General features: G+C 68.5%; 22 protein-coding genes. 12 read left to right on the forward strand and 10 right to left on the reverse strand.

Annotation, left to right across the window (positions count from 1 at the left end; genetic code table 11):
* Positions 1-315: 315 nt before the first annotated feature.
* Complete coding sequence (locus LCG91_RS00775; RefSeq protein WP_058749395.1) at positions 316-1,386, forward strand: sigma-70 family RNA polymerase sigma factor; 1,071 nt, start codon at positions 316-318, stop codon at positions 1,384-1,386.
* A 142-nt stretch (positions 1,387-1,528) separates the two neighbouring features.
* Here the strand turns inward: LCG91_RS00775 and LCG91_RS00780 are convergent, their stop codons facing one another.
* Positions 1,529-2,461 carry an NAD(+)/NADH kinase gene (locus tag LCG91_RS00780; protein ID WP_224442145.1) on the reverse strand — a complete coding sequence of 311 codons (933 nt, stop codon included), beginning with the start codon at positions 2,459-2,461 and terminating at the stop codon, positions 1,529-1,531.
* Positions 2,462-2,663: 202 nt separating this feature from the next.
* On the opposite strand from LCG91_RS00780, the gene LCG91_RS00785 reads away from it, so the two are divergent.
* Complete coding sequence (locus tag LCG91_RS00785) at positions 2,664-5,180, forward strand: ATP-dependent Clp protease ATP-binding subunit (RefSeq protein ID WP_224442146.1); 2,517 nt, start codon at positions 2,664-2,666, stop codon at positions 5,178-5,180.
* Positions 5,181-5,464: 284 nt separating this feature from the next.
* On the opposite strand, the gene LCG91_RS00790 is transcribed toward LCG91_RS00785, so the two are convergent.
* Both LCG91_RS00790 and LCG91_RS00795 read right to left on the reverse strand, forming a co-directional pair.
* Entirely contained in the window at positions 5,465-6,274 is an 810-nt protein-coding gene (locus tag LCG91_RS00790; protein ID WP_224442147.1) for a hypothetical protein, read from the reverse strand.
* Positions 6,275-6,379: 105 nt separating this feature from the next.
* Positions 6,380-6,832 carry an SRPBCC family protein gene (locus tag LCG91_RS00795; RefSeq protein WP_058729305.1) on the reverse strand — a complete coding sequence of 151 codons (453 nt, stop codon included), beginning with the start codon at positions 6,830-6,832 and terminating at the stop codon, positions 6,380-6,382.
* 145 nt (positions 6,833-6,977) lie between these two features.
* Here LCG91_RS00795 and LCG91_RS00800 point away from each other — a divergent pair, with 145 nt between their 5' ends.
* The 7 genes from LCG91_RS00800 (at position 6,978) to LCG91_RS00830 (ending at position 11,729) form a co-directional block, all read left to right on the forward strand.
* The gene (locus tag LCG91_RS00800) at positions 6,978-7,520 is read left to right on the forward strand and encodes an amino-acid N-acetyltransferase (RefSeq protein WP_224442148.1); all 543 of its coding nucleotides are present in this window, start codon (positions 6,978-6,980) and stop codon (positions 7,518-7,520) included.
* A 90-nt stretch (positions 7,521-7,610) separates the two neighbouring features.
* Positions 7,611-8,321 carry a hypothetical protein gene (locus tag LCG91_RS00805; RefSeq protein WP_224442149.1) on the forward strand — a complete coding sequence of 237 codons (711 nt, stop codon included), beginning with the start codon at positions 7,611-7,613 and terminating at the stop codon, positions 8,319-8,321.
* A 415-nt stretch (positions 8,322-8,736) separates the two neighbouring features.
* Positions 8,737-9,090, forward strand: coding sequence for a hypothetical protein (locus tag LCG91_RS00810; RefSeq protein ID WP_224442150.1), 354 nt, complete (start codon positions 8,737-8,739; stop codon positions 9,088-9,090).
* Positions 9,091-9,159: 69 nt separating this feature from the next.
* Positions 9,160-9,753, forward strand: coding sequence for a hypothetical protein (locus tag LCG91_RS00815; protein ID WP_224442151.1), 594 nt, complete (start codon positions 9,160-9,162; stop codon positions 9,751-9,753).
* An 86-nt stretch (positions 9,754-9,839) separates the two neighbouring features.
* Positions 9,840-10,052, forward strand: coding sequence for a hypothetical protein (locus tag LCG91_RS00820; RefSeq protein WP_224442152.1), 213 nt, complete (start codon positions 9,840-9,842; stop codon positions 10,050-10,052).
* Between the two features lie 12 nt (positions 10,053-10,064).
* Positions 10,065-11,156 (forward strand): SGNH/GDSL hydrolase family protein, encoded by a 1,092-nt coding sequence (locus tag LCG91_RS00825; protein ID WP_224443182.1) that lies wholly within the window; start codon positions 10,065-10,067, stop codon positions 11,154-11,156.
* Positions 11,157-11,255: 99 nt separating this feature from the next.
* A complete protein-coding gene (locus tag LCG91_RS00830) occupies positions 11,256-11,729 on the forward strand; it encodes a hypothetical protein (protein WP_224442153.1) in 474 nt (157 codons plus the stop codon).
* On the opposite strand, the gene LCG91_RS00835 is transcribed toward LCG91_RS00830, so the two are convergent.
* The 5 genes from LCG91_RS00835 to LCG91_RS00855 all read right to left on the reverse strand — a co-directional run bounded on the left by LCG91_RS00835 (position 11,726) and on the right by LCG91_RS00855 (position 14,237).
* Positions 11,726-12,037 carry a hypothetical protein gene (locus tag LCG91_RS00835; RefSeq protein WP_224442154.1) on the reverse strand — a complete coding sequence of 104 codons (312 nt, stop codon included), beginning with the start codon at positions 12,035-12,037 and terminating at the stop codon, positions 11,726-11,728. The genes LCG91_RS00830 and LCG91_RS00835 overlap by 4 nt on opposite strands.
* Positions 12,038-12,110: 73 nt before the next feature.
* A complete protein-coding gene (locus LCG91_RS00840) occupies positions 12,111-12,842 on the reverse strand; it encodes a hypothetical protein (RefSeq protein WP_224442155.1) in 732 nt (243 codons plus the stop codon).
* Positions 12,843-12,960: 118 nt separating this feature from the next.
* On the reverse strand, positions 12,961-13,230 hold the full coding sequence (locus LCG91_RS00845) for a hypothetical protein (RefSeq protein WP_224442156.1): 270 nt from the start codon (positions 13,228-13,230) through the stop codon (positions 12,961-12,963).
* Entirely contained in the window at positions 13,230-13,523 is a 294-nt protein-coding gene (locus LCG91_RS00850; RefSeq protein WP_224442157.1) for a hypothetical protein, read from the reverse strand. Before LCG91_RS00850 ends, LCG91_RS00845 begins: the two co-directional genes overlap by 1 nt.
* Before the next feature lie 159 nt (positions 13,524-13,682).
* Complete coding sequence (locus LCG91_RS00855; RefSeq protein ID WP_224442158.1) at positions 13,683-14,237, reverse strand: hypothetical protein; 555 nt, start codon at positions 14,235-14,237, stop codon at positions 13,683-13,685.
* Between the two features lie 106 nt (positions 14,238-14,343).
* Between LCG91_RS00855 and LCG91_RS00860 the strand changes: the two genes are divergently transcribed.
* Positions 14,344-14,919 carry a hypothetical protein gene (locus LCG91_RS00860; protein WP_224442159.1) on the forward strand — a complete coding sequence of 192 codons (576 nt, stop codon included), beginning with the start codon at positions 14,344-14,346 and terminating at the stop codon, positions 14,917-14,919.
* Positions 14,920-15,078: 159 nt separating this feature from the next.
* Positions 15,079-15,261, forward strand: coding sequence for a hypothetical protein (locus LCG91_RS00865; RefSeq protein ID WP_224442160.1), 183 nt, complete (start codon positions 15,079-15,081; stop codon positions 15,259-15,261).
* Positions 15,262-15,328: 67 nt separating this feature from the next.
* On the opposite strand, the gene xerC is transcribed toward LCG91_RS00865, so the two are convergent.
* Positions 15,329-16,348 (reverse strand): tyrosine recombinase XerC, encoded by a 1,020-nt coding sequence (xerC, locus tag LCG91_RS00870; RefSeq protein WP_224442161.1) that lies wholly within the window; start codon positions 16,346-16,348, stop codon positions 15,329-15,331.
* 102 nt (positions 16,349-16,450) lie between these two features.
* Entirely contained in the window at positions 16,451-16,747 is a 297-nt protein-coding gene (locus LCG91_RS00875) for a helix-turn-helix domain-containing protein (RefSeq protein WP_224442162.1), read from the reverse strand.
* A gap of 269 nt (positions 16,748-17,016) precedes the next feature.
* Here LCG91_RS00875 and LCG91_RS00880 point away from each other — a divergent pair, with 269 nt between their 5' ends.
* Complete coding sequence (locus LCG91_RS00880) at positions 17,017-17,178, forward strand: hypothetical protein (protein ID WP_224442163.1); 162 nt, start codon at positions 17,017-17,019, stop codon at positions 17,176-17,178.
* Positions 17,179-17,443 lie beyond the last annotated feature (265 nt).

Genomic DNA, 17,443 nt, shown 5'->3' on the forward strand with positions numbered 1-17,443 from the left:
GCCCGGATCACGACGATCCGGAACGCCGTACCCCTTTTTCGTGTCCGCTCCGCGCTGCACCCCGGGGTACACACTTGCGATCGGTGATGAAACATCCCTGCAACACCGGAAACACGGCGACACCCCCTTGCGCGCGGGCATCGGCCGGGTCCATGCTGACGTCGAGCATGTACCCCGCGGGGGACAGCGCGACGGGTGAAGCACGACGTTCCCTGGGAATCGATCCGATCGGTTTGTGGGGTACACCTCGGGACCGCTTTACTCGTCAGCACCCCCCAACGAGGCCATCACCGTCGAACCGCAGGGAGAGTCACCATGACGATCGCGACCGCAGCACCGAAGACGACGACCACTGGCACCACCGCGCGCCGCAGCAAGAAGACCGCAGCCGCGAAGACCGCGGACGCCGCGGTGGAGACCACCACGCTCGACACCGAGGTCGAGGCCGACGAGCAGCTCGCGGGTGTCCGCGGCGCCTCGGTCGACCAGGTCGGCGACTATCTGCGCCACATCGGCCGCCTCTCGCTCCTGACCGCCGAGGAGGAGGCGGACATCGCCCGCCGCATCGAGGTCGGCCTGTTCGCCGAGGAGAAGCTCGCCACCGAGGCCGGCATCGACAAGACCCTGCAGCGCGAGCTGCGCTGGCTCGTCCGCGACGGTGAGCGCGCCAAGGAGCGCATGATCACCTCGAACCTGCGCCTCGTCGTGAGCATCGCGAAGCGCTACTCGCAGCGCGGCCTGCCGTTCATGGACGTCATCCAGGAGGGCAACCTCGGCCTGGTCCGTGCGGTCGAGAAGTTCGACTTCACCCAGGGCTACAAGTTCTCGACCTACGCCACCTGGTGGATCCGCCAGGCGATCTCGCGTGGTCTCGCCGACAAGGCGCGCACCATCCGCATCCCGGTGCACACCGTCGAGCTCATCAACAAGATCTCGCGCACCGAGCGCGACCTGACCGTGGACCTCGGCCGCGCGCCGATGCCCGACGAGGTCGCCGCCGAGCTCAGCATGAGCACCGAGGAGCTCCTCGACCTGAAGGGCCGCTCGCACGAGCCGGTGTCGATCCACACCGTCGTCGGCGACTCCGACGACAGCGAGCTCGGCGACTTCATCGAGGACGAGGACGCCGCGAGCCCGAACGAGCTCACCGAGACGACGCTCCTGCACCGCGACATCCGCTCCATCGTCGCCGAGCTGCCGAGCGACGAGGCCAACGTCATCCGCATGCGCTACGGCCTGGACGACGACAAGCCGATGACGCTCGACGAGATCTCGAAGATCGTGCACACCACGCGCCAGGCGGTCAGCCGCGTCGAGTCGCGTGCGAAGCTGCGCCTGTTCGCGAAGGCCGTGAGCCAGGACATGCAGCTGTACCTGACCGACTGAGGTCAGCAGGCTTCGGCCGGGGTCTCGACCTCGGCACGGGGAACCGGGCCGTCCTGTGGGAAGGCGGTCCGGTGGGGTGATGGGACGGCCCGTCCAGGCACTGCCTGGGCGGGCCACTCCGCTGTCCGGGCGCCGGTCGGCGCTAGTCCTCGAGCTCGCGGCCGAGCTTCTGGCGCAGGTCCTGCGGGATGAGCTCGATCAGTTGGTCCGGGCGGACCGGCAGGTCGAGCAGGCTGAGCTTAACCCGGCCGGTGCGTCCGTGGCGCTCGGCGTCGAGGCGGACGACACTGCCGGCGTCCTTCCGGAGCCTGATGTCGATCTGCGCCCCGGTCGCGACCTCGCCCACGACGAGCCCGTCCACCTCGAGGGCGGCGCTCCGGGTCCCCTCGGCGATGTCGAAGCGGTAGCGCTCGCGCGCCGCCAGGACGACGGCGCGGTCGATACCCGCCATCGGGGCGACCGGCGTCACGACCGAACCCGACAGCGCCGGGGACAGCACGGGTCCGCCGGCGGCGTAGTTGTACGCGGTGGAGCCCGCCGGGGTCGCGGCGACGATCGCGTCGGCACGGTAGTAGCCGTAGCCGAGCCCGTTCACGCTGAGGTCGGCGGAGACCTGCCCGGCTCCGGGGCGTCGCACGATCGTCAGGTCGTTGAACGCCAGGTAGTCCGTGCGGGCGCCGCTCCAGGACAGCCGGGCCTCGAGCGCGTGGTGCGGCTCGAGCTGGTACTCACCGGCGGACAGTCGGTCGAGTGCGGCCTCGAGCTCGGGCGGCTCGATCTCGACCAGGAACCCGACGTTGCCGTAGTTCACGCCGAGCACGGGGACGGGGCGCTTCGCCACGAGTCGCATCGCGCCGAGCATCGTGCCGTCCCCGCCGAGCGCGACGACGAGGTCGACCTGGTCGGTGAAGTCGTCGTCGCCGATCACCTCGACGTCGCCGCCGATGCGCTGGGCGTCCGCCCGTCGGGCCACGAGTCGCCCGGCACCCGATGCGTTCCACCGCTGCAGGGTCGTGATCGACTCACGCACGTTCTTGGTGGGGTGGACGACGAGGCCGACGACGGGCTGCTCCATGCCCAGATCGTACCCGGCGACGCCGAGTCGACTCCTGGCGGGGAGCCGTGACGGGCGGTCCGCTGCGGGCACCGTCGCCGGGCGCTGTGCCCGGTGCGCAACGAGGTCACGCCCACGGCGAACAGGGGCAGCCCTCCGGGGGTCCGCTGGTTAGTCTCGATGTACGTCACCGAGCTCCCACGAGCCCGGCAAGGGAGAGCACATGTTCGAGAGATTCACCGACCGAGCCCGTCGTGTTGTCGTCCTCGCTCAAGAAGAAGCGAAGATGCTCAACCACAACTACATCGGCACCGAGCACATCCTCCTCGGCCTCATCCACGAGGGCGAGGGCGTCGCCGCCAAGGCGCTGGAGTCGCTCGGCATCTCGCTCGATGCCGTCCGCGAGCAGGTCCAGGACATCATCGGGCAGGGCCAGCAGCAGCCGACCGGGCACATCCCGTTCACGCCACGCGCCAAGAAGGTGCTCGAGCTGTCCCTGCGCGAGGCGCTGCAGCTCGGCCACAACTACATCGGCACCGAGCACATCCTGCTCGGCCTGATCCGCGAGGGCGAGGGCGTCGCCGCCCAGGTCCTCGTCAAGCTCGGCGCGGACCTCAACCGCGTTCGTCAGCAGGTCATCCAGCTCCTGTCCGGCTACCAGGGCAAGGAAGCGGTCGCCGTCGGCGGTGAGCAGCAGCAGAACGCCCAGCAGGGTTCGCAGGTCCTCGACCAGTTCGGTCGGAACCTCACCCAGGCCGCGCGCGACGCCAAGCTCGACCCGGTCATCGGGCGCGAGAAGGAGATGGAGCGGGTCATGCAGATCCTCTCGCGCCGCTCCAAGAACAACCCCGTCCTGATCGGTGAGCCGGGCGTCGGCAAGACCGCGGTCGTCGAGGGCCTCGCCCAGGCGATCGTCAAGGGAGACGTCCCGGAGACGCTGAAGGACAAGCAGCTCTACTCGCTCGACCTCGGGTCGCTCATCGCCGGGTCCCGCTACCGCGGTGACTTCGAGGAGCGCCTCAAGAAGGTCACGAAGGAGATCCGCACCCGCGGCGACATCATCGTCTTCATCGACGAGATCCACACGCTCGTCGGTGCCGGCGCTGCTGAGGGCGCGATCGACGCCGCGTCGATCCTCAAGCCGCTCCTCGCCCGCGGTGAGCTGCAGACGGTCGGTGCGACCACGCTCGACGAGTACCGCAAGCACTTCGAGAAGGACGCCGCACTCGAGCGCCGCTTCCAGCCGGTGCAGGTCAACGAGCCGTCGCTGCCCCACGCGATCAACATCCTCAAGGGCCTCCGCGACAAGTACGAGGCGTTCCACAAGGTGTCCATCACCGACGGCGCGATCGTCGCCGCGGCGAACCTGGCGGACCGCTACGTGCAGGACCGCTTCCTGCCGGACAAGGCCATCGACCTGATCGACGAGGCCGGCGCCCGCCTGCGTCTGTCGATCCTGTCGGCGCCGCCGGAGCTCCGCGAGTTCGACGAGAAGATCTCGACGGTCCGCGGGCAGAAGGAAGCCGCGATCGAGGAGCAGGACTTCGAGAAGGCCGCGAGCCTGCGCGACGAGGAGAAGAAGCTCCTCGGCGAGCGTCTGCGCCTCGAGAAGCAGTGGCGTGCGGGTGACGTCGCCGCGTCCGGCACCGTCGACGAGGGCATCATCGCCGAGGTGCTGGCGCAGGCCACGGGCATCCCGGTGTTCAAGCTCACCGAGGAGGAGACCTCGCGTCTCGTCTTCATGGAGAAGGCCCTGCACGAGCGCGTCATCGGTCAGGAAGAGGCGATCTCAGCCCTCTCGAAGACGATCCGCCGCACCCGCGCCGGCCTCAAGGACCCGAACCGCCCCTCGGGCTCGTTCATCTTCGCCGGCCCCACCGGCGTCGGGAAGACCGAGCTCGCCAAGGCGCTCGCCGAGTTCCTGTTCGACGACGAGGGTGCGCTGATCTCCCTCGACATGTCGGAGTTCGGCGAGAAGCACACGGTCTCGCGACTCTTCGGTGCCCCTCCCGGGTTCGTCGGGTTCGAGGAGGGCGGCCAGCTCACCGAGAAGGTGCGCCGCAAGCCGTTCTCCGTGGTCCTGTTCGACGAGATCGAGAAGGCCCACCCGGACATCTTCAACTCGCTGCTGCAGGTCCTCGAAGAGGGTCGCCTGACCGATGGTCAGGGCCGCGTGGTCGACTTCAAGAACACCGTCATCATCATGACCACGAACCTCGGTTCGCAGGGCATCGCCGGTGGCCCGGTGGGCTTCCAGGTCGAGGGTGACTCGGCCGTCGGCTACGACCGCATGCGCTCGAAGGTGAACGAGGAGCTCAAGAAGCACTTCAAGCCGGAGTTCCTGAACCGCGTCGACGACACGATCGTGTTCCCGCAGCTCTCGCAGTCCGAGCTGCTGCAGATCGTGGACCTGTTCGTGAAGCGTCTGTCGGACCGCCTGCTGGACCGCGACATGACGGTGGAGCTCACGCTCGCCGCCAAGGAGCAGCTCATCAAGGTCGGCTTCGACCCGGCACTCGGCGCTCGTCCGCTGCGTCGCGCGATGCAGCACGAGGTCGAGGACCAGCTGTCCGAGCACATCCTGCAGGGTGAGCTCAACGCCGGTGACCACGTGAAGGTCGACTTCGCCGAGGGCGGGTTCCAGTTCGAGACCGGGCGTCAGCCGGGTCGCGAGGAGGTCCTCGCCGGGGCTGCCGCGGTCGAGGCCGCGGAGACCACGCAGGGCGAGATCGAGTCCTAGGACTCCTCCACACGACGGACGGGAGGCGCGGTGCCAGCTGGCACCGCGCCTCCCGTCCGTTCGTGGTGGCGACCACATGTGCGGGTTCCGGCGTGCGCGGCGGACGCGACCCCCGGGCGGGGGGTACCGTTGTTGCTGCGAGGGTTCCCCCAACACCTCGCGGACGGCGTCCGGCTGGTTCCCCCAACAGGTCGGACGTCCGTGGCCCCGGTCTCCCCCGACCGGGGCCACGCTTCGTTCCGGGCCGCTTCGTTCCGGGGGAGCCTCGCCCGCTGTGGTCGTGGTCAGTCGAGGGTCGCGGCGAAGTCGCGGACGGCACGCTCCCAGCGCTCCGGGTCCTCGTTCCACTCGAGCGTGTGCCGGGCGTCCGTGAACGTCTCGACTCGCGCGCCACGTGCGCGTCGTGCGGCGACGTCGGCTGCGTCCACGAGTGGGTCGGCGGCCGAGTGCAGCAGCAGCGTCGGCGTGCGCTCGTCCTGCCAGCGCGTGACGGACAGCGGGTAGGGCACACCGGCCAGGCGGCTGAGGCCCGGCGTGGTCGCGATGCGTCCGGCGACGACGCCGACGGCCGCGGGGAAGCGAGCGGTCCGCACGGCGCCGCGCAGGGCCGACCGGACGTCGAGCAGGGGTGCGACCCCGACGATGCCGTCGACCGGTGTGCGTGCCGCGGCAGCGGAGGCGGCGAGGGCGCCGGCGGACCAGCCCTGGAGCACCACGCGCTCGGCCCCCCGTGCCCGGGCAGCGTGCGCGGCGGCGGCGACCCGGTCGACGGCGGCGGGGTCGAGGGACCGCAGCGGCAGCGCGCTGGTGTCGACCACCTGGTTCGAGGCGCCGAGCTCCCGCCAGACCCGGAGGCCACGGAGGACCTGCTGCGGACCGAGCGACTGCCCGTGCACGTGCACGACGTGGGTGCGTCCGACGACGCCGTCCGGTTCCTCACCGGGGACGTCGTGCTCGTCGGTCCAGACCAGCTCGGACTCCGGCGGCACGAAGGGAGCGGGGCGGAGGAGGCGGCGTGCGGCGGCGGCCCCGAGGGCGACGCTCCCGGCGGTGGCGATCACGGTGCCGGTGACGGCGGTGCGGACGAGCTGCATGGTGCCCACCCTGCCAGCGGGACGTGTGCGAACGGTGCGGCCCACGACAGAACGGGAGGCGCGGTGCCAGCTGGCACCGCGCCTCCCGTCAGTGTGTTCTGTGTCCTAGGCCTGGACGTCGCCGCGCCAGCCCGGCTCGGTCGGGGCGTTCTCGACGCGCTCCTTGTAGTTCTGCAGGTCCTTCTTGACGGCGTGACCGCCGACGCCGACGGCGGAGCCGAGCTTCTCGAGCAGGCCCGAGGGCTCCCAGTCGATCTGCGCGGTGACGCGGGTCTCGTTGTCGGACAGCTTGTGGAAGGTCACCACGCCGGCGTGGTCGACGTCGCCGTCCTTGACGGTCCACGCGACGCGCTCGTCGGGGTGCTGCTCGGTGATGACGGCGCGGAACTCGCGCTCCTGACCGGCGACCTTGACGGTCCAGTCGGTGGTCTTGTCGTCGACCTGGACGATCTTCTCGACCTCGTCGAGGAAGTGCGGGAACTCCTCGAACCGGGTCCACTGGTCGTAGGCCTGGCGGACGGGGACGTTGACGTCGACGGTCTCGATGATCTGGGGCATGTTCGCTCCTTCGTTTCGTCGTGCTCTTCGGGTTCGGGACCGACGCTATGCCCGTGTGGCTGGAGGCCCTCCAGGGCGGTGTCCCCCTGCTGCGCCGTGCTGCCCTCTGGGCGGTGCCCGTCTGCTGCGCCGTATGCTCGACGGGATGACTGGTCACGGCAAGCACGCGTTCGACGAGCGGGACGAGCACGGCATCCGGGTGCGTCCGGCCCTGGCGTCGGACGTGCCGCACATCCAGCGGCTCATCGCGCCGTACGTCGACCGGCGCATCCTGCTCGGCAAGGAGAACGTCGCGCTGTACGGCTCGATCCAGCAGTTCCGGATCGCCGAAGGGCCCGACGGTGTGCCGATCGGCTGCGGTGCCCTCGCCGTGTTCTGGGACGACATCGCCGAGGTCCGCACGCTCGCCCTCGACGCCGACTGGATCCACAAGCGCGTCGGACACCGGATGCTCGAGGCACTCGAGCACGACGCGCGCGAGCTCGGCGTCGCGCGCATCTTCTGCCTGACGTTCGAGGTCGGGTTCTTCGCGAAGCACGGGTACCTGGAGATCGGCGAGCAGGTCGTGTCGCCGGACGTCTACGCCGAACTCGTGCGCTCGTCGGACGAGGGGGTCGCGGAGTTCCTCGACCTCGCCCGGGTGAAGCCGAACACGCTCGGCAACACCCGCATGCTCAAGATCCTCTGATCGCCGGTCACCTGGGGATCGTCTGACGCTTTCGCGGGTGCCGCGGCGTCGCTCCGTGGTCGGGCGCGGTGTTCGCCCTACCCTGTGCGCATGTCGTCGTTCCGTCACCCCGTCGGACCCGAGTCGTCCAGCGTCTACTGGCGCCGTCGTGCGCTCGTCGCCGGCGTGCTGCTGCTCGTCGTCGTGGTGGTCGTGCTGATCGTCGTGGGCCGGGGGAGCGGGGCCTCATCGGCGTCTGCGCCTGGGGTGTCGGCGTCTCCGTCGGCCCCTGCGGCCGCCGACGGTGCTGGGTCGGCTGCCGGGTCCTCGTCCGGGTCCAGCTCGGCTGACCCGTCGGCGTCGCCGTCCGCCGCACCGTCCTCGGGCTCGTCGGCCGCTGCGTCGTCCTCTGGTGACGCGGCGACGTGCTCGAAGGACCAGATCGAGCTGACGCCGGTCGTCGACAAGAGCACCTACGGGCCGACCGAGGACCCGCAGATCGCCATGTCGATCAAGAACACCGGCTCCGACGCGTGCCACATGGACCTCGGCTCCGCGCAGCAGGTCCTGACGATCAGCTCCGGCCAGGAGCAGTACTGGTCGTCGAAGGACTGCCAGACCGGTGGGACGAACCAGGACGTCACGATCAAGGCGGGGCAGGAGCTCACGACGCCGGCGATCGCCTGGGACCGCACGCGCTCGTCGACCACCACGTGCGACAGTGCGCGGCCGTCGGTGCCCGGGGGCGGGGCGAGCTACCACCTGCAGGTGGCCGTGGGGAGCCTGGAGTCGAAGGAGTCGGCGCAGTTCGTGCTGAACTGAGGCGACCCGCCTAGAACCGGGCTACAGCAGCCGAATCGGTCTGCTCAGTCCGCGAGGAGTCCGCAGAAACTGCGCGAATCAGTCCGGCAGCCGCGGCACGGGTGCGGTCGCCGGCGTCCGGCCAGAGATGGCTGTACGTCGACAGCGTGATCGACGCGGACGAGTGACCGAGCGCACGCTGCACCGTGACGACGTCGCAGCCGGCAGCGATCAGGCCCGACGCGTAGAAGTGGCATCCCGCGGAACGAGGTTGTCGCGAGCACGCAGATGGGGATCAAGTACGCGGCACACCAGGCGGGCGCCGAGCTCGGGGAGCCGGCCCAGGCCTGATCGAAGACCGGCCGGGGTTGTGCGTCATGGGGACGGAGCAAGCCCGGCCTTTAAACGGACATCGATCTCGCGTTACTCTGATCGTGTGGATATCGCCATCGGAGTCGCCGCTCTCATCGTTGCCCTGGTGTCGGTGGCAATAGCGATCTGGCAAGGCGTCATGGCACGCGACCAGCTCAAGTTGGCGAGGGACACTGAGGGCCGCACGGAGCGAGCGCTCGAGGAGATCCGGACCCTCTCTCGGCAGTCAGATCAGACACTGGCGGACCTCAAGCGCGACATCAATGAACGCATCACGAAGATCCTTGACCAGCGCATTGCGAACGACGCGCAGGGTCAAGAATTCGGCGCAATGCTGATGCAGCAGATGCTCGGCGGGTTCGGACAGAGCCAGGGTCAACAGCAGCCTCCGCAAGGTCCTGAGGCGCCCACTAGCTAAGCCCGTGCCCCGCCCGACAAGTTCCTCCGTCTCGGCAGTGCGTTGAGAGCAGATCCCGTCCTCCGCACCGTGCTCGTCGCCCTGGCTGCACTGTTGGTGATTGTCGCTGGCTACTCGGCGCTGACGCTGCTAGGGCTGAACGCCAACGCCATCTCCGCCGTGGCAACCGCGATCGCTGCGATCGCCGCGTTCGCCTCCGCGTCGTCGAGCTCCACTGCGGCCCGGGAGTCCGTTCGCGCGCTGAGTTACGCCACCAAGCCGACGCTCTCCTTGGATGTACGCACGACGACGACCGGCGAGCTGACTGTGTACGTCGCGAACGGCTCGCTGCAGCCTGCAGTCGACGTCGTCGTCCGGTGGCGGCTCCGAGACGGCCGCTCAGAGCGACGCAACCTCGGTGACCTTCGGGCGGACACGCTCCAGAGCGAAGGCCTGAGCTTTGGCCATCAGGGCCCGGGTGTCACGCTCGAGGTGGAACCTGCGCCTGGTCCGGTTAGTGGAACGGACCGGTTCGAAGTGGAGTACGGCAGCACACTTGGTGCCACGAGGTGGGTCGCCAAGTGGGAGTTCCAGGTGACATATCAAGACGACGGCGAGACAGCGGGTTACAGCCAGCAGGTCGTCACGGTCGGTGAGCGCGAGCTGCCCTCCAGCCTCCGGTAGCGAGTTCCGCTACGGGAACCAGGGCCCGGTGCCCCGTCACGCTGGAGGTGACCCGGCACCGAGGTGCCCGACCAGGAAAGCACCGCATGGCCACGATCAACGACGTCCAGATCCTCTTCCGCCGCGACACCCTCGCAAACTGGCAGGCCGCCAATCCTGTCCTCGCAGCTGGTGAGCCGGCGTACGTCACTGACACGAAGGACCTGCTCGCCGGAGACGGAACGAGCGACTTCAACGCGCTGTGGTCCGCGCTGCAGACCGCCGACCCGAAGGCCCGTCTCGCTTCTGGGGTCGCCTGACTGGGTGACTCGATCACGCGTGGCCTCGGCGCGACAAGCCGCGGCGACTCGTGGCCGCCAATTCTCACGGGCACGACAATCGCCGTTGCCGGCGAGAGCATCCCGACCTACGCCATGCTCTACTCCGGCGGCAAGCTTGCGAAGACGGCGAACGCGGGCATCAGCGGCAACACGACGGCGCAGATGTTCGCCCGGATCCAGACCGACGTTGTCGCCTACAACCCGTCGATGTGTGTCGTGCTCGGTGGGACCAACGACTCCGCATCACCGGTCTCGCTGAAGGACTTCGCCGCGAACATGACGGGCATCGTCAGAGCCCTGTGGAAGGCCGGTATCGCTCCGGTCCTGTGCACGATCCCAACGATCAACTCGGCCCCGCAGCGTCGGACCATCGGTAACTACAACGCGTGGCTCCGCCGGTTCGCCGCGCAGAACGGCATCCCCCTGTTGGACTACTACGCCCTCAGCGTGGACCCCGCCACCGGGAACCTGCTGCAGTCGGCGATGGGGAACCAGGACGGCACGCACCCGGGCAACGTAGGCAACGCCCTCCTCGGGAAGTACGTCGCGGACACACTCGGCCCGCTCATTGGAGCACCCGCAACGCGGGTCTCGTCGGATGGGACGGATTCGCTGAACCTCGTCCCGGACGGCCTGAACTTCGGCACCGTCTCAAGCGGCCTCGCTGCCCCGTGGGGGGTGTACGGCACTCTGCCGTCAGGCGCGACCCCATCAGTCGTCACGGACCCGATGGTGCCCGGGAAGATGCAGCAGCTCGCCCTGGCGGGTACCACGGCCGGCGCGACGCTCTACAAGCGCATCACGCCCACGCCGGGACACCGCATCGTCATCTCCGGGACGGTCACGAAGACGACGGGCGCTGCTGGCTTCCAGGCGTACATCAACACCTCGAACCAGACCGACACGTACAACCAGCTCCTCGACGTCACGGAAGCAGTCACGCGCGGACGCTTCTCGATGGAGCTGACCGTGCCGGCGAACACCAACAGCATCGACATCAAGTTGGCCGTGCAGCCGGGAACCGCGACCATCGCGGTCGGGCAGCTCACCGCGTACGACCTCACCGCGCAGTCGCTCGTCTGAAGCCCAGAACGACAAGACCCCCTCGGGTTCCTTTGGGAGCTCGAGGGGGTCTTTCGTCGTTGAAGCCGAGATTGTCGCGGCTCGCATTAGTCTTGCGGCATGGTCATCGCTGTGCCCTCCGAGCCACCTTCCCCCGGCTCAGGATCGAACGCGATCGACCTCGTGAGTCTGCTGCCGTGGCTGATCGCGACTCTGATCGGCTCAGCTGCGTTCAGCTCGTTCATCGTCGGGCTTCGCGACCGGCGAGCCGTGAAGCAGACCCGTCGCTACGAAGACACGTCCACAGCGACCGAAGCCCTGCGCCGATACAGAGGCGTTGTCCTCAAGTACGCGCAGGAGGGGGATGGTTCGCCTGACGATGCTCGAGACCGGAAGCTGGCCGCCCGTCAGAACGACGCCTACGCTCGGTGCCTTCTGATCGACGGCGAGGAGATCGTCTCCGCGTTGGACTCGTACACCGAGATTGCACAGCGGTTCGCGATTCACGATCCAGAAACGAGCGCGATGAGCGAAGCGCAGCAGTTCCGCGCGCTTATGTTATTGATCGCGAAGGCGAGGAAGTCCGCCCGCTAAGCCAGGGCTAGTTCGTCGGAAGTCGCCTTGCGCCAGGTGATGGTCGTGCGTCGGGACGTTGCTTGCGAAAGCTGTTCGGTGAACTCTTCAGGAGCGCCGACCACCAGGATCTCGTTGAAGCCCTCCTGCTCAAGCTTCGACACGAGCTCGTCCGCGAAAGAGATCGTCGAGGCAGCAAGGGCCCTGCTCAGCACCAGAACGCGACGATCATTGTCCTCACGAACGCCCTGACCGATCGAGTCTCCTACGATCCGGTCTGCTGCTTCGCGGGTGCCTACCAGACGAGGCAGCGTGATCTTGACTGTCATGACCAGCGTCTCCTTCCATCTGCTCCAACGCGCTTATACACCCAAGTGTTCCACGAAGCGACGCGCAAAGCGATCATCGCGTCGGGCCAGTCGGGATGCTGCCCTCGAGCACGGATCCAGCTAGCGACGCCACCCGGTCTGTTCTTGCTAGCCCCCCCTGGGGGCCAACGTCGACCACGCCGGTTCCCGACCGCAGGCGGAAGGAACCACCGAGCTTCTGGATAGCTCGCCTCAGCTCCTCGAGTCCGTACCCGCGCCCCGCCGCGCTCAGCCCGCTGATGCCGGGTTGCAGCGCTAGCTCGAGCGCAGCACTGTCCGTCTCTGGCGAGTGTGCGCGGAGCGCGTGACGGAACCCGACGCCAGGATCGGCGACGGCGAAGTGAAAGCTGTTCTGGAGCTGCTGCGCTGCGGCGTAACCGTAAGTCTGCTCGGAGTGCGCCTCCACGTTCTCCCCCAAGGCGACGATCGCCTTGTAGATCGTGCGTGCCGTCTCACCATCTGTCTTCGACACGACACTCTCGACGTGTTGCGCGAGCCTGTCCGCGCCTGACGTGCTGGTGAACGAGGTCACCTCGAGCAGCCCTAGGCCAACGGCGTGCTCGTTTACGGCGAAGAGGTCATGTTGCACTCCTACCGCGCCTAGCCTGCGGCCCAACCTGGTTCGCGACAAGTAGGACGCGACGGACACGCTGCTCGGACGGTGGAAGCGCACGTTCCGCCCGTCCTTCATGCAGGAGTGAGCGAACGAGACGATGGCGAGCAGACCCGCGGGAGTGACGAAGGTAGCATCACGGAGGTCGATCACTGCCGCATCCTGGTTATCGGACGGGCGCAGGCACTGATGGAGGGTGTTGACGTTGAGCTGCCCCCGAACGACGAGATCGTACGGCACTGCGCCCCCCTCCTACATGTCTGATTCCACCTTAGTTGCTCGGAATGCAGCTCCTCCGCCGCACGGCGTCACGCCACACCCACGCCGTGTCAGCACCCTGCCCGAAGCCCCACTCGACGAGCACGGCCTGCTCCGTGTACGCGAGCGCCCGAGCCTCGACCTCGAGCACCCGGTCGGGGAACTGCACCCAAGCGAGCACCGGGTCGGGCGCGAGCAGGTCGACCTCGGGGCCGCCGCGCGCGAGCTCGGGGAGGGAGTAGGCATCGCCGATCACCCAACGGTCGCGGCGACGCTTCGCCATCAGCGGTACCGCGGCCGGAACGTGCGGGTCGTGACGGCGTCCCGAGGCACCCACGCGCGCTGCAGCCGTCCCTGCCAGGAGATCTCCACTAACACGGCGACGTCGGATCCGGCGACCGCGAACGCCTTTACCTCGGCGAGCACCCCGATCTGGTCGAAGCGGAGGCCGTGCACGGTGACCGGCTGCGGCGGGTCGACCGGTTCCGGGCTGCCGATCTGGCCGAGGGGCAGCGAGTCGGCAGCGGCGACCGCGAGGTCCGGATGCTCGGGAGGTGCCCAACGGTGCTCGCTCACCCCTCGATCATCGGGGGCCGGTCCGACATCTGCTCTTTGCAGCATCCGCTCGCGGTCGGCGTCAGCTTAGAGGGCCAGCTTCCGGGTTGTGGAGGCGGTGATCGACCAGACCTGCTTCGGGGAGAGCGCCGGGGCGGACACGGCACCTCCTCGAAGGGATCAGAACGGGCCGCGCATCGGGCTTCGCTTGCCGGCCTCCTTCGTTGTGACCCACCGACCGTTCGTCTTGCGGGGCCAGTATCGCCATCGGAAGATCAGCCACCGCTCGTACTCGGCGTCGGCATCGAGCGTCGTGCGCGCTCCGGCAGCGTAGGGGCCGAAGCGTCGAGGGACGACCCAGAGCACGCCGACATGCACCTTCGCGAGGTCCACGTCGTGGGGCAGGTAGAGCGTGATGCTCGCGGGGTCGGAGCGGACGTCGAGAACCGGCGGGAGTTCAGGGATCGTGACGGCGTCAGTGCCCCACACGCGCCACTCTGGCTCGTAGAGCACGTGAGCGCCCATCGGGCGAGCAGTGAGGGTCACGGTCACGTACGGATGCCGCTCGTCCCGTACGTACTCGCCTTCGCGCTTGAGCCCGAACGCCATGGCGGTTGGTGGCTCGTGGTTGATGCGGATGAGGAAGTCGGCGACGGCGATTGTGATCGCAAGGACGCCGATCACGGAGCAGACGCCCTGCACGCCGGCCCACCATGGCTCTGACCACCAGTTCATGTGGCGACGGTACACAGCGCGGCAGACACGTCCGGTCGTGCACCGATCCGGCCGCGACCCGAACACCGCCGGACCGGGCGTCTGCGCTGTCCCCTACGATCGGTCCGTGGATCTCTCTGGGATGGACCTCGCGGGCCTAGCAGCGCTCCTCGGGGTGCCGGCGCTGCTCATCACCGCGCTGCTTCCACTTCGCGACCGCGCGGTGTTGCAGCGCCTCGAGCGCATCGACCAGCTTCTCCGCGGAACTGACCTGGACGATGAGCACGTTTTCCTGCTCCGATCCGCTCGTCAGCACCTGGTGCGACGCGTGGTCGTCGCGGAGCTGACTCCTGGACTTGGGGTCTGGGGATGGACCGCGATGACGGTCGTCGCGGTTGTCGGTGTGATCTCGGCGTTCCAGGCGGTGGAGCATTACCGATACTGGGACTGGGGGAACGGCATCATCTACACCGTCGGCGCGTTGGCAGGCGTCGGCGCTTTCCTCGTGGGACTAGCTGCCGGACCAGCAATTCAGCAGCGACAGACGGCCCGGCTCGCCGATCAACTCGCCCCTGCCGCTGCGTCGGAGCCGGTGATCGAGCGGCGAGGCCTATTCCGTCGCTGGCGGATCGTACGTCGCAGCGGCGGCAGCGAAGCCGGCGGCGAGGGTGTCGAGCAGCGAGTGAGCCGTCGCGACCCATGACGTGTCCTTCTCGAGGTACTTCGTCACCTTGTCGGACGCGATCGCCGCGGTCGCGATCATCGTCCGCACAGCCTCAGTCAGCGAGAGCGGCGGCGGCGTTGAAATCGGTGTTAAGGGGCAGACCGGCCAGGGGAGGGTCCTCGTAGGTAGCGTGCGGGTATGACTCAACTGTTCGCACTGGTCAACGGCTCGGAGTACGAGATCGACGCGATCCCGTTCGATGAGGTCCCCGAACAGCTGCTCTCCGGCGAGGGGATCGCGAGCGTCCCGGTGCATGGCGGCGGAGTGCTGTCTTGGGTGAAAGGCCCAGGATGTCCGGTCGTGATTCTCCGTCGCGTCTGAGGTGGTTCCCGGGGCAGGGCGCGAGTCGTCTCGGCCGGGAGAATCAGCAGCCGTACTCCGGCGCAGCTTAGCCCCGGAGCTGGTCGAGCAAGGTAGTGACGTCCGGTACGGCGGTCGCACGCGCGATGTAGTGCCGCTCGGTGACCTGCCCGGATGCATGACCGAGCACACGCGACGCGACATCGACGCCGAGCGCATCCGCGATTAGGGTGCCGACGTACTTCCTGAGGTCGTGCGGGCCGAGCTCGGGCACGCCGGCTGCAGCAGCGGCTTGTCGCCAGCGGGAGTGCACGTTGGCGGGTGAATAGGGTCCGCCGCCGCGGGTGTGGAAGACGAGGACGCCCGGCTGCTCGAGCGGGCGCAGTTCCTCAGCGAGCCAGGCTGGGATCGCGATCTGCCTGCGAGACGTCGACGTTTTCGGCGTCGGCTGCAGGTGCAGGCCCCGCTCCCATGCCCGGTCGCCGCGACGCACCTGCACGACGGTGCCGGCGACCACGACGGACGGCACCGCTCCTGCGAGGTCGACGTCGGCCCAGCGAAGGCCGCGCATCTCACCGAGGCGGAGCCCGCCAGCGCCGATGATCACGTCGATCATGAGGCCGAGCGGCATCGTCGCACGCGGATCGTCGTGGCGGGCGCCTGCGGCCCGGCGGAGAGCGGCCACGTCGGCGGCGGAGGGGACGGAGACGGGGTGACGCGGCACTCGGATCGACGTCGTCGTGCGCGCGACGTTGTGATCGACCCACTCCTGCTGCAACGCGAACTCGCAGACGGAGATCATGACCGATCGGATGCCTCGTGCTCGCGCATGGCGGTCCGCGGTGACGTACCGGCGAAGGATCTCCTGCAGCCGACGCCGATCGATCGCGGCGATCGGCTGGTCTGCGAGGTCGGGGTAGAGGTGGAGACGGAGCTGCTCCTCGTAGCGACGCAGCGTGTTCGCCGGGCGTCGGAGCCGTTCGAGGTCGGCGAGCCAGGCGTCCCCGGCGTCGGCGAATGTCGGGCCGCCGGGCAGGGGAGCGGGGTGGAGCGCGCGAGCCACTTCCTCGCGGACGATGCGTCGGACGGTGGTCTCGAGGTCGGTCATGGGGCCAGCGTGCGCCGTGAGGGGGAGGCACGGGACGCCCACCCCCCCTCGCGGGTCCGCGTCTGGTGCGGACCCCCGGGGCACTCGTCTGGTGAGTACCCTTCATCGGGCGAGCAGCGCCGCCGGTTCGAGCCCGAGCACATAAGCGATCGCGAGCAGCTCCTCAAGCCGGAACCGGCCGGGCGCTCGTAGGTGACGGGACAACGTCGCGATCGGCATGCCGGTCTGCTCGGCGAGCCAGGTCTGCGTCTGCCGCATCCGGGCAAGCTGCGCGAGGATCTCGCCGCCGACGCCCGCCGACGTCGGACGGCGGCCGAGCGGAGGGTACTCAGATTTGCGTACCCCTTCGGCGGGCGGCTCGAGCTGACCGCCGGTGATGCGCTCGAGTTCTTCGCGCACGACGGTCCGGATGATGCTCTTGATGTCAGTCTGACCCGCAGGGTGGCAGTCCGCAGCGAGTCCGCAAAACGGCCTTTCGGCGCCCAGGGGGGCACCCTAGGGCTGCCACCACTTCCCTTAAATTGCGGGCCTCACTCCCGCCCACACCAATACACTGCGACCGGCGGACCGTTCGTGCTGAACTGAGCACCACCGCACGCCGCGCCCGGCGGTCATCCGTTCACCGCACTCTGCCGTCGGAGCGGTCCACTCTGCGCCATGCTGACAGAGTGTCGGATCAGGGAATCGTGCAAGAGTCGGCGTACGAGCGCGACCGCGGTGTCGAACCGGTGAAGATCGCGACGCTCAAAGGGTTGCGGAAGCGCGCCAAGCGCGGTCTGTTCGAGCCCGCCAGCGACACGATCTGGTCGGATGGCGTCCGCAGCGAGTAGCAGCGTCGAGCCTCTGACCCTGGCTGTCGCCTAGGCCTTCTCGTCGACCGACCCCGGTTCGAGTCCGGTCATGAAGTCGTCGAGGAACGTCTGCATGTCGAACGGCTGCGCGCTGTCTTCCGGTCCGTGGTGCGTGGAAGTCATACGACAACGGTACGTCACATCGCTAGGTTGTCTAGCGACTTGTCCAGAAGTGGAGTGATCTCCCACGCACGCATGCGACCGGTCGCGACGACCGGCCGGGCCAGCACACGAAGGGGCCTGG

The sequence above is a fragment of the Curtobacterium sp. TXMA1 genome (assembly GCF_020162095.1).
Lineage (GTDB): Bacteria > Actinomycetota > Actinomycetes > Actinomycetales > Microbacteriaceae > Curtobacterium.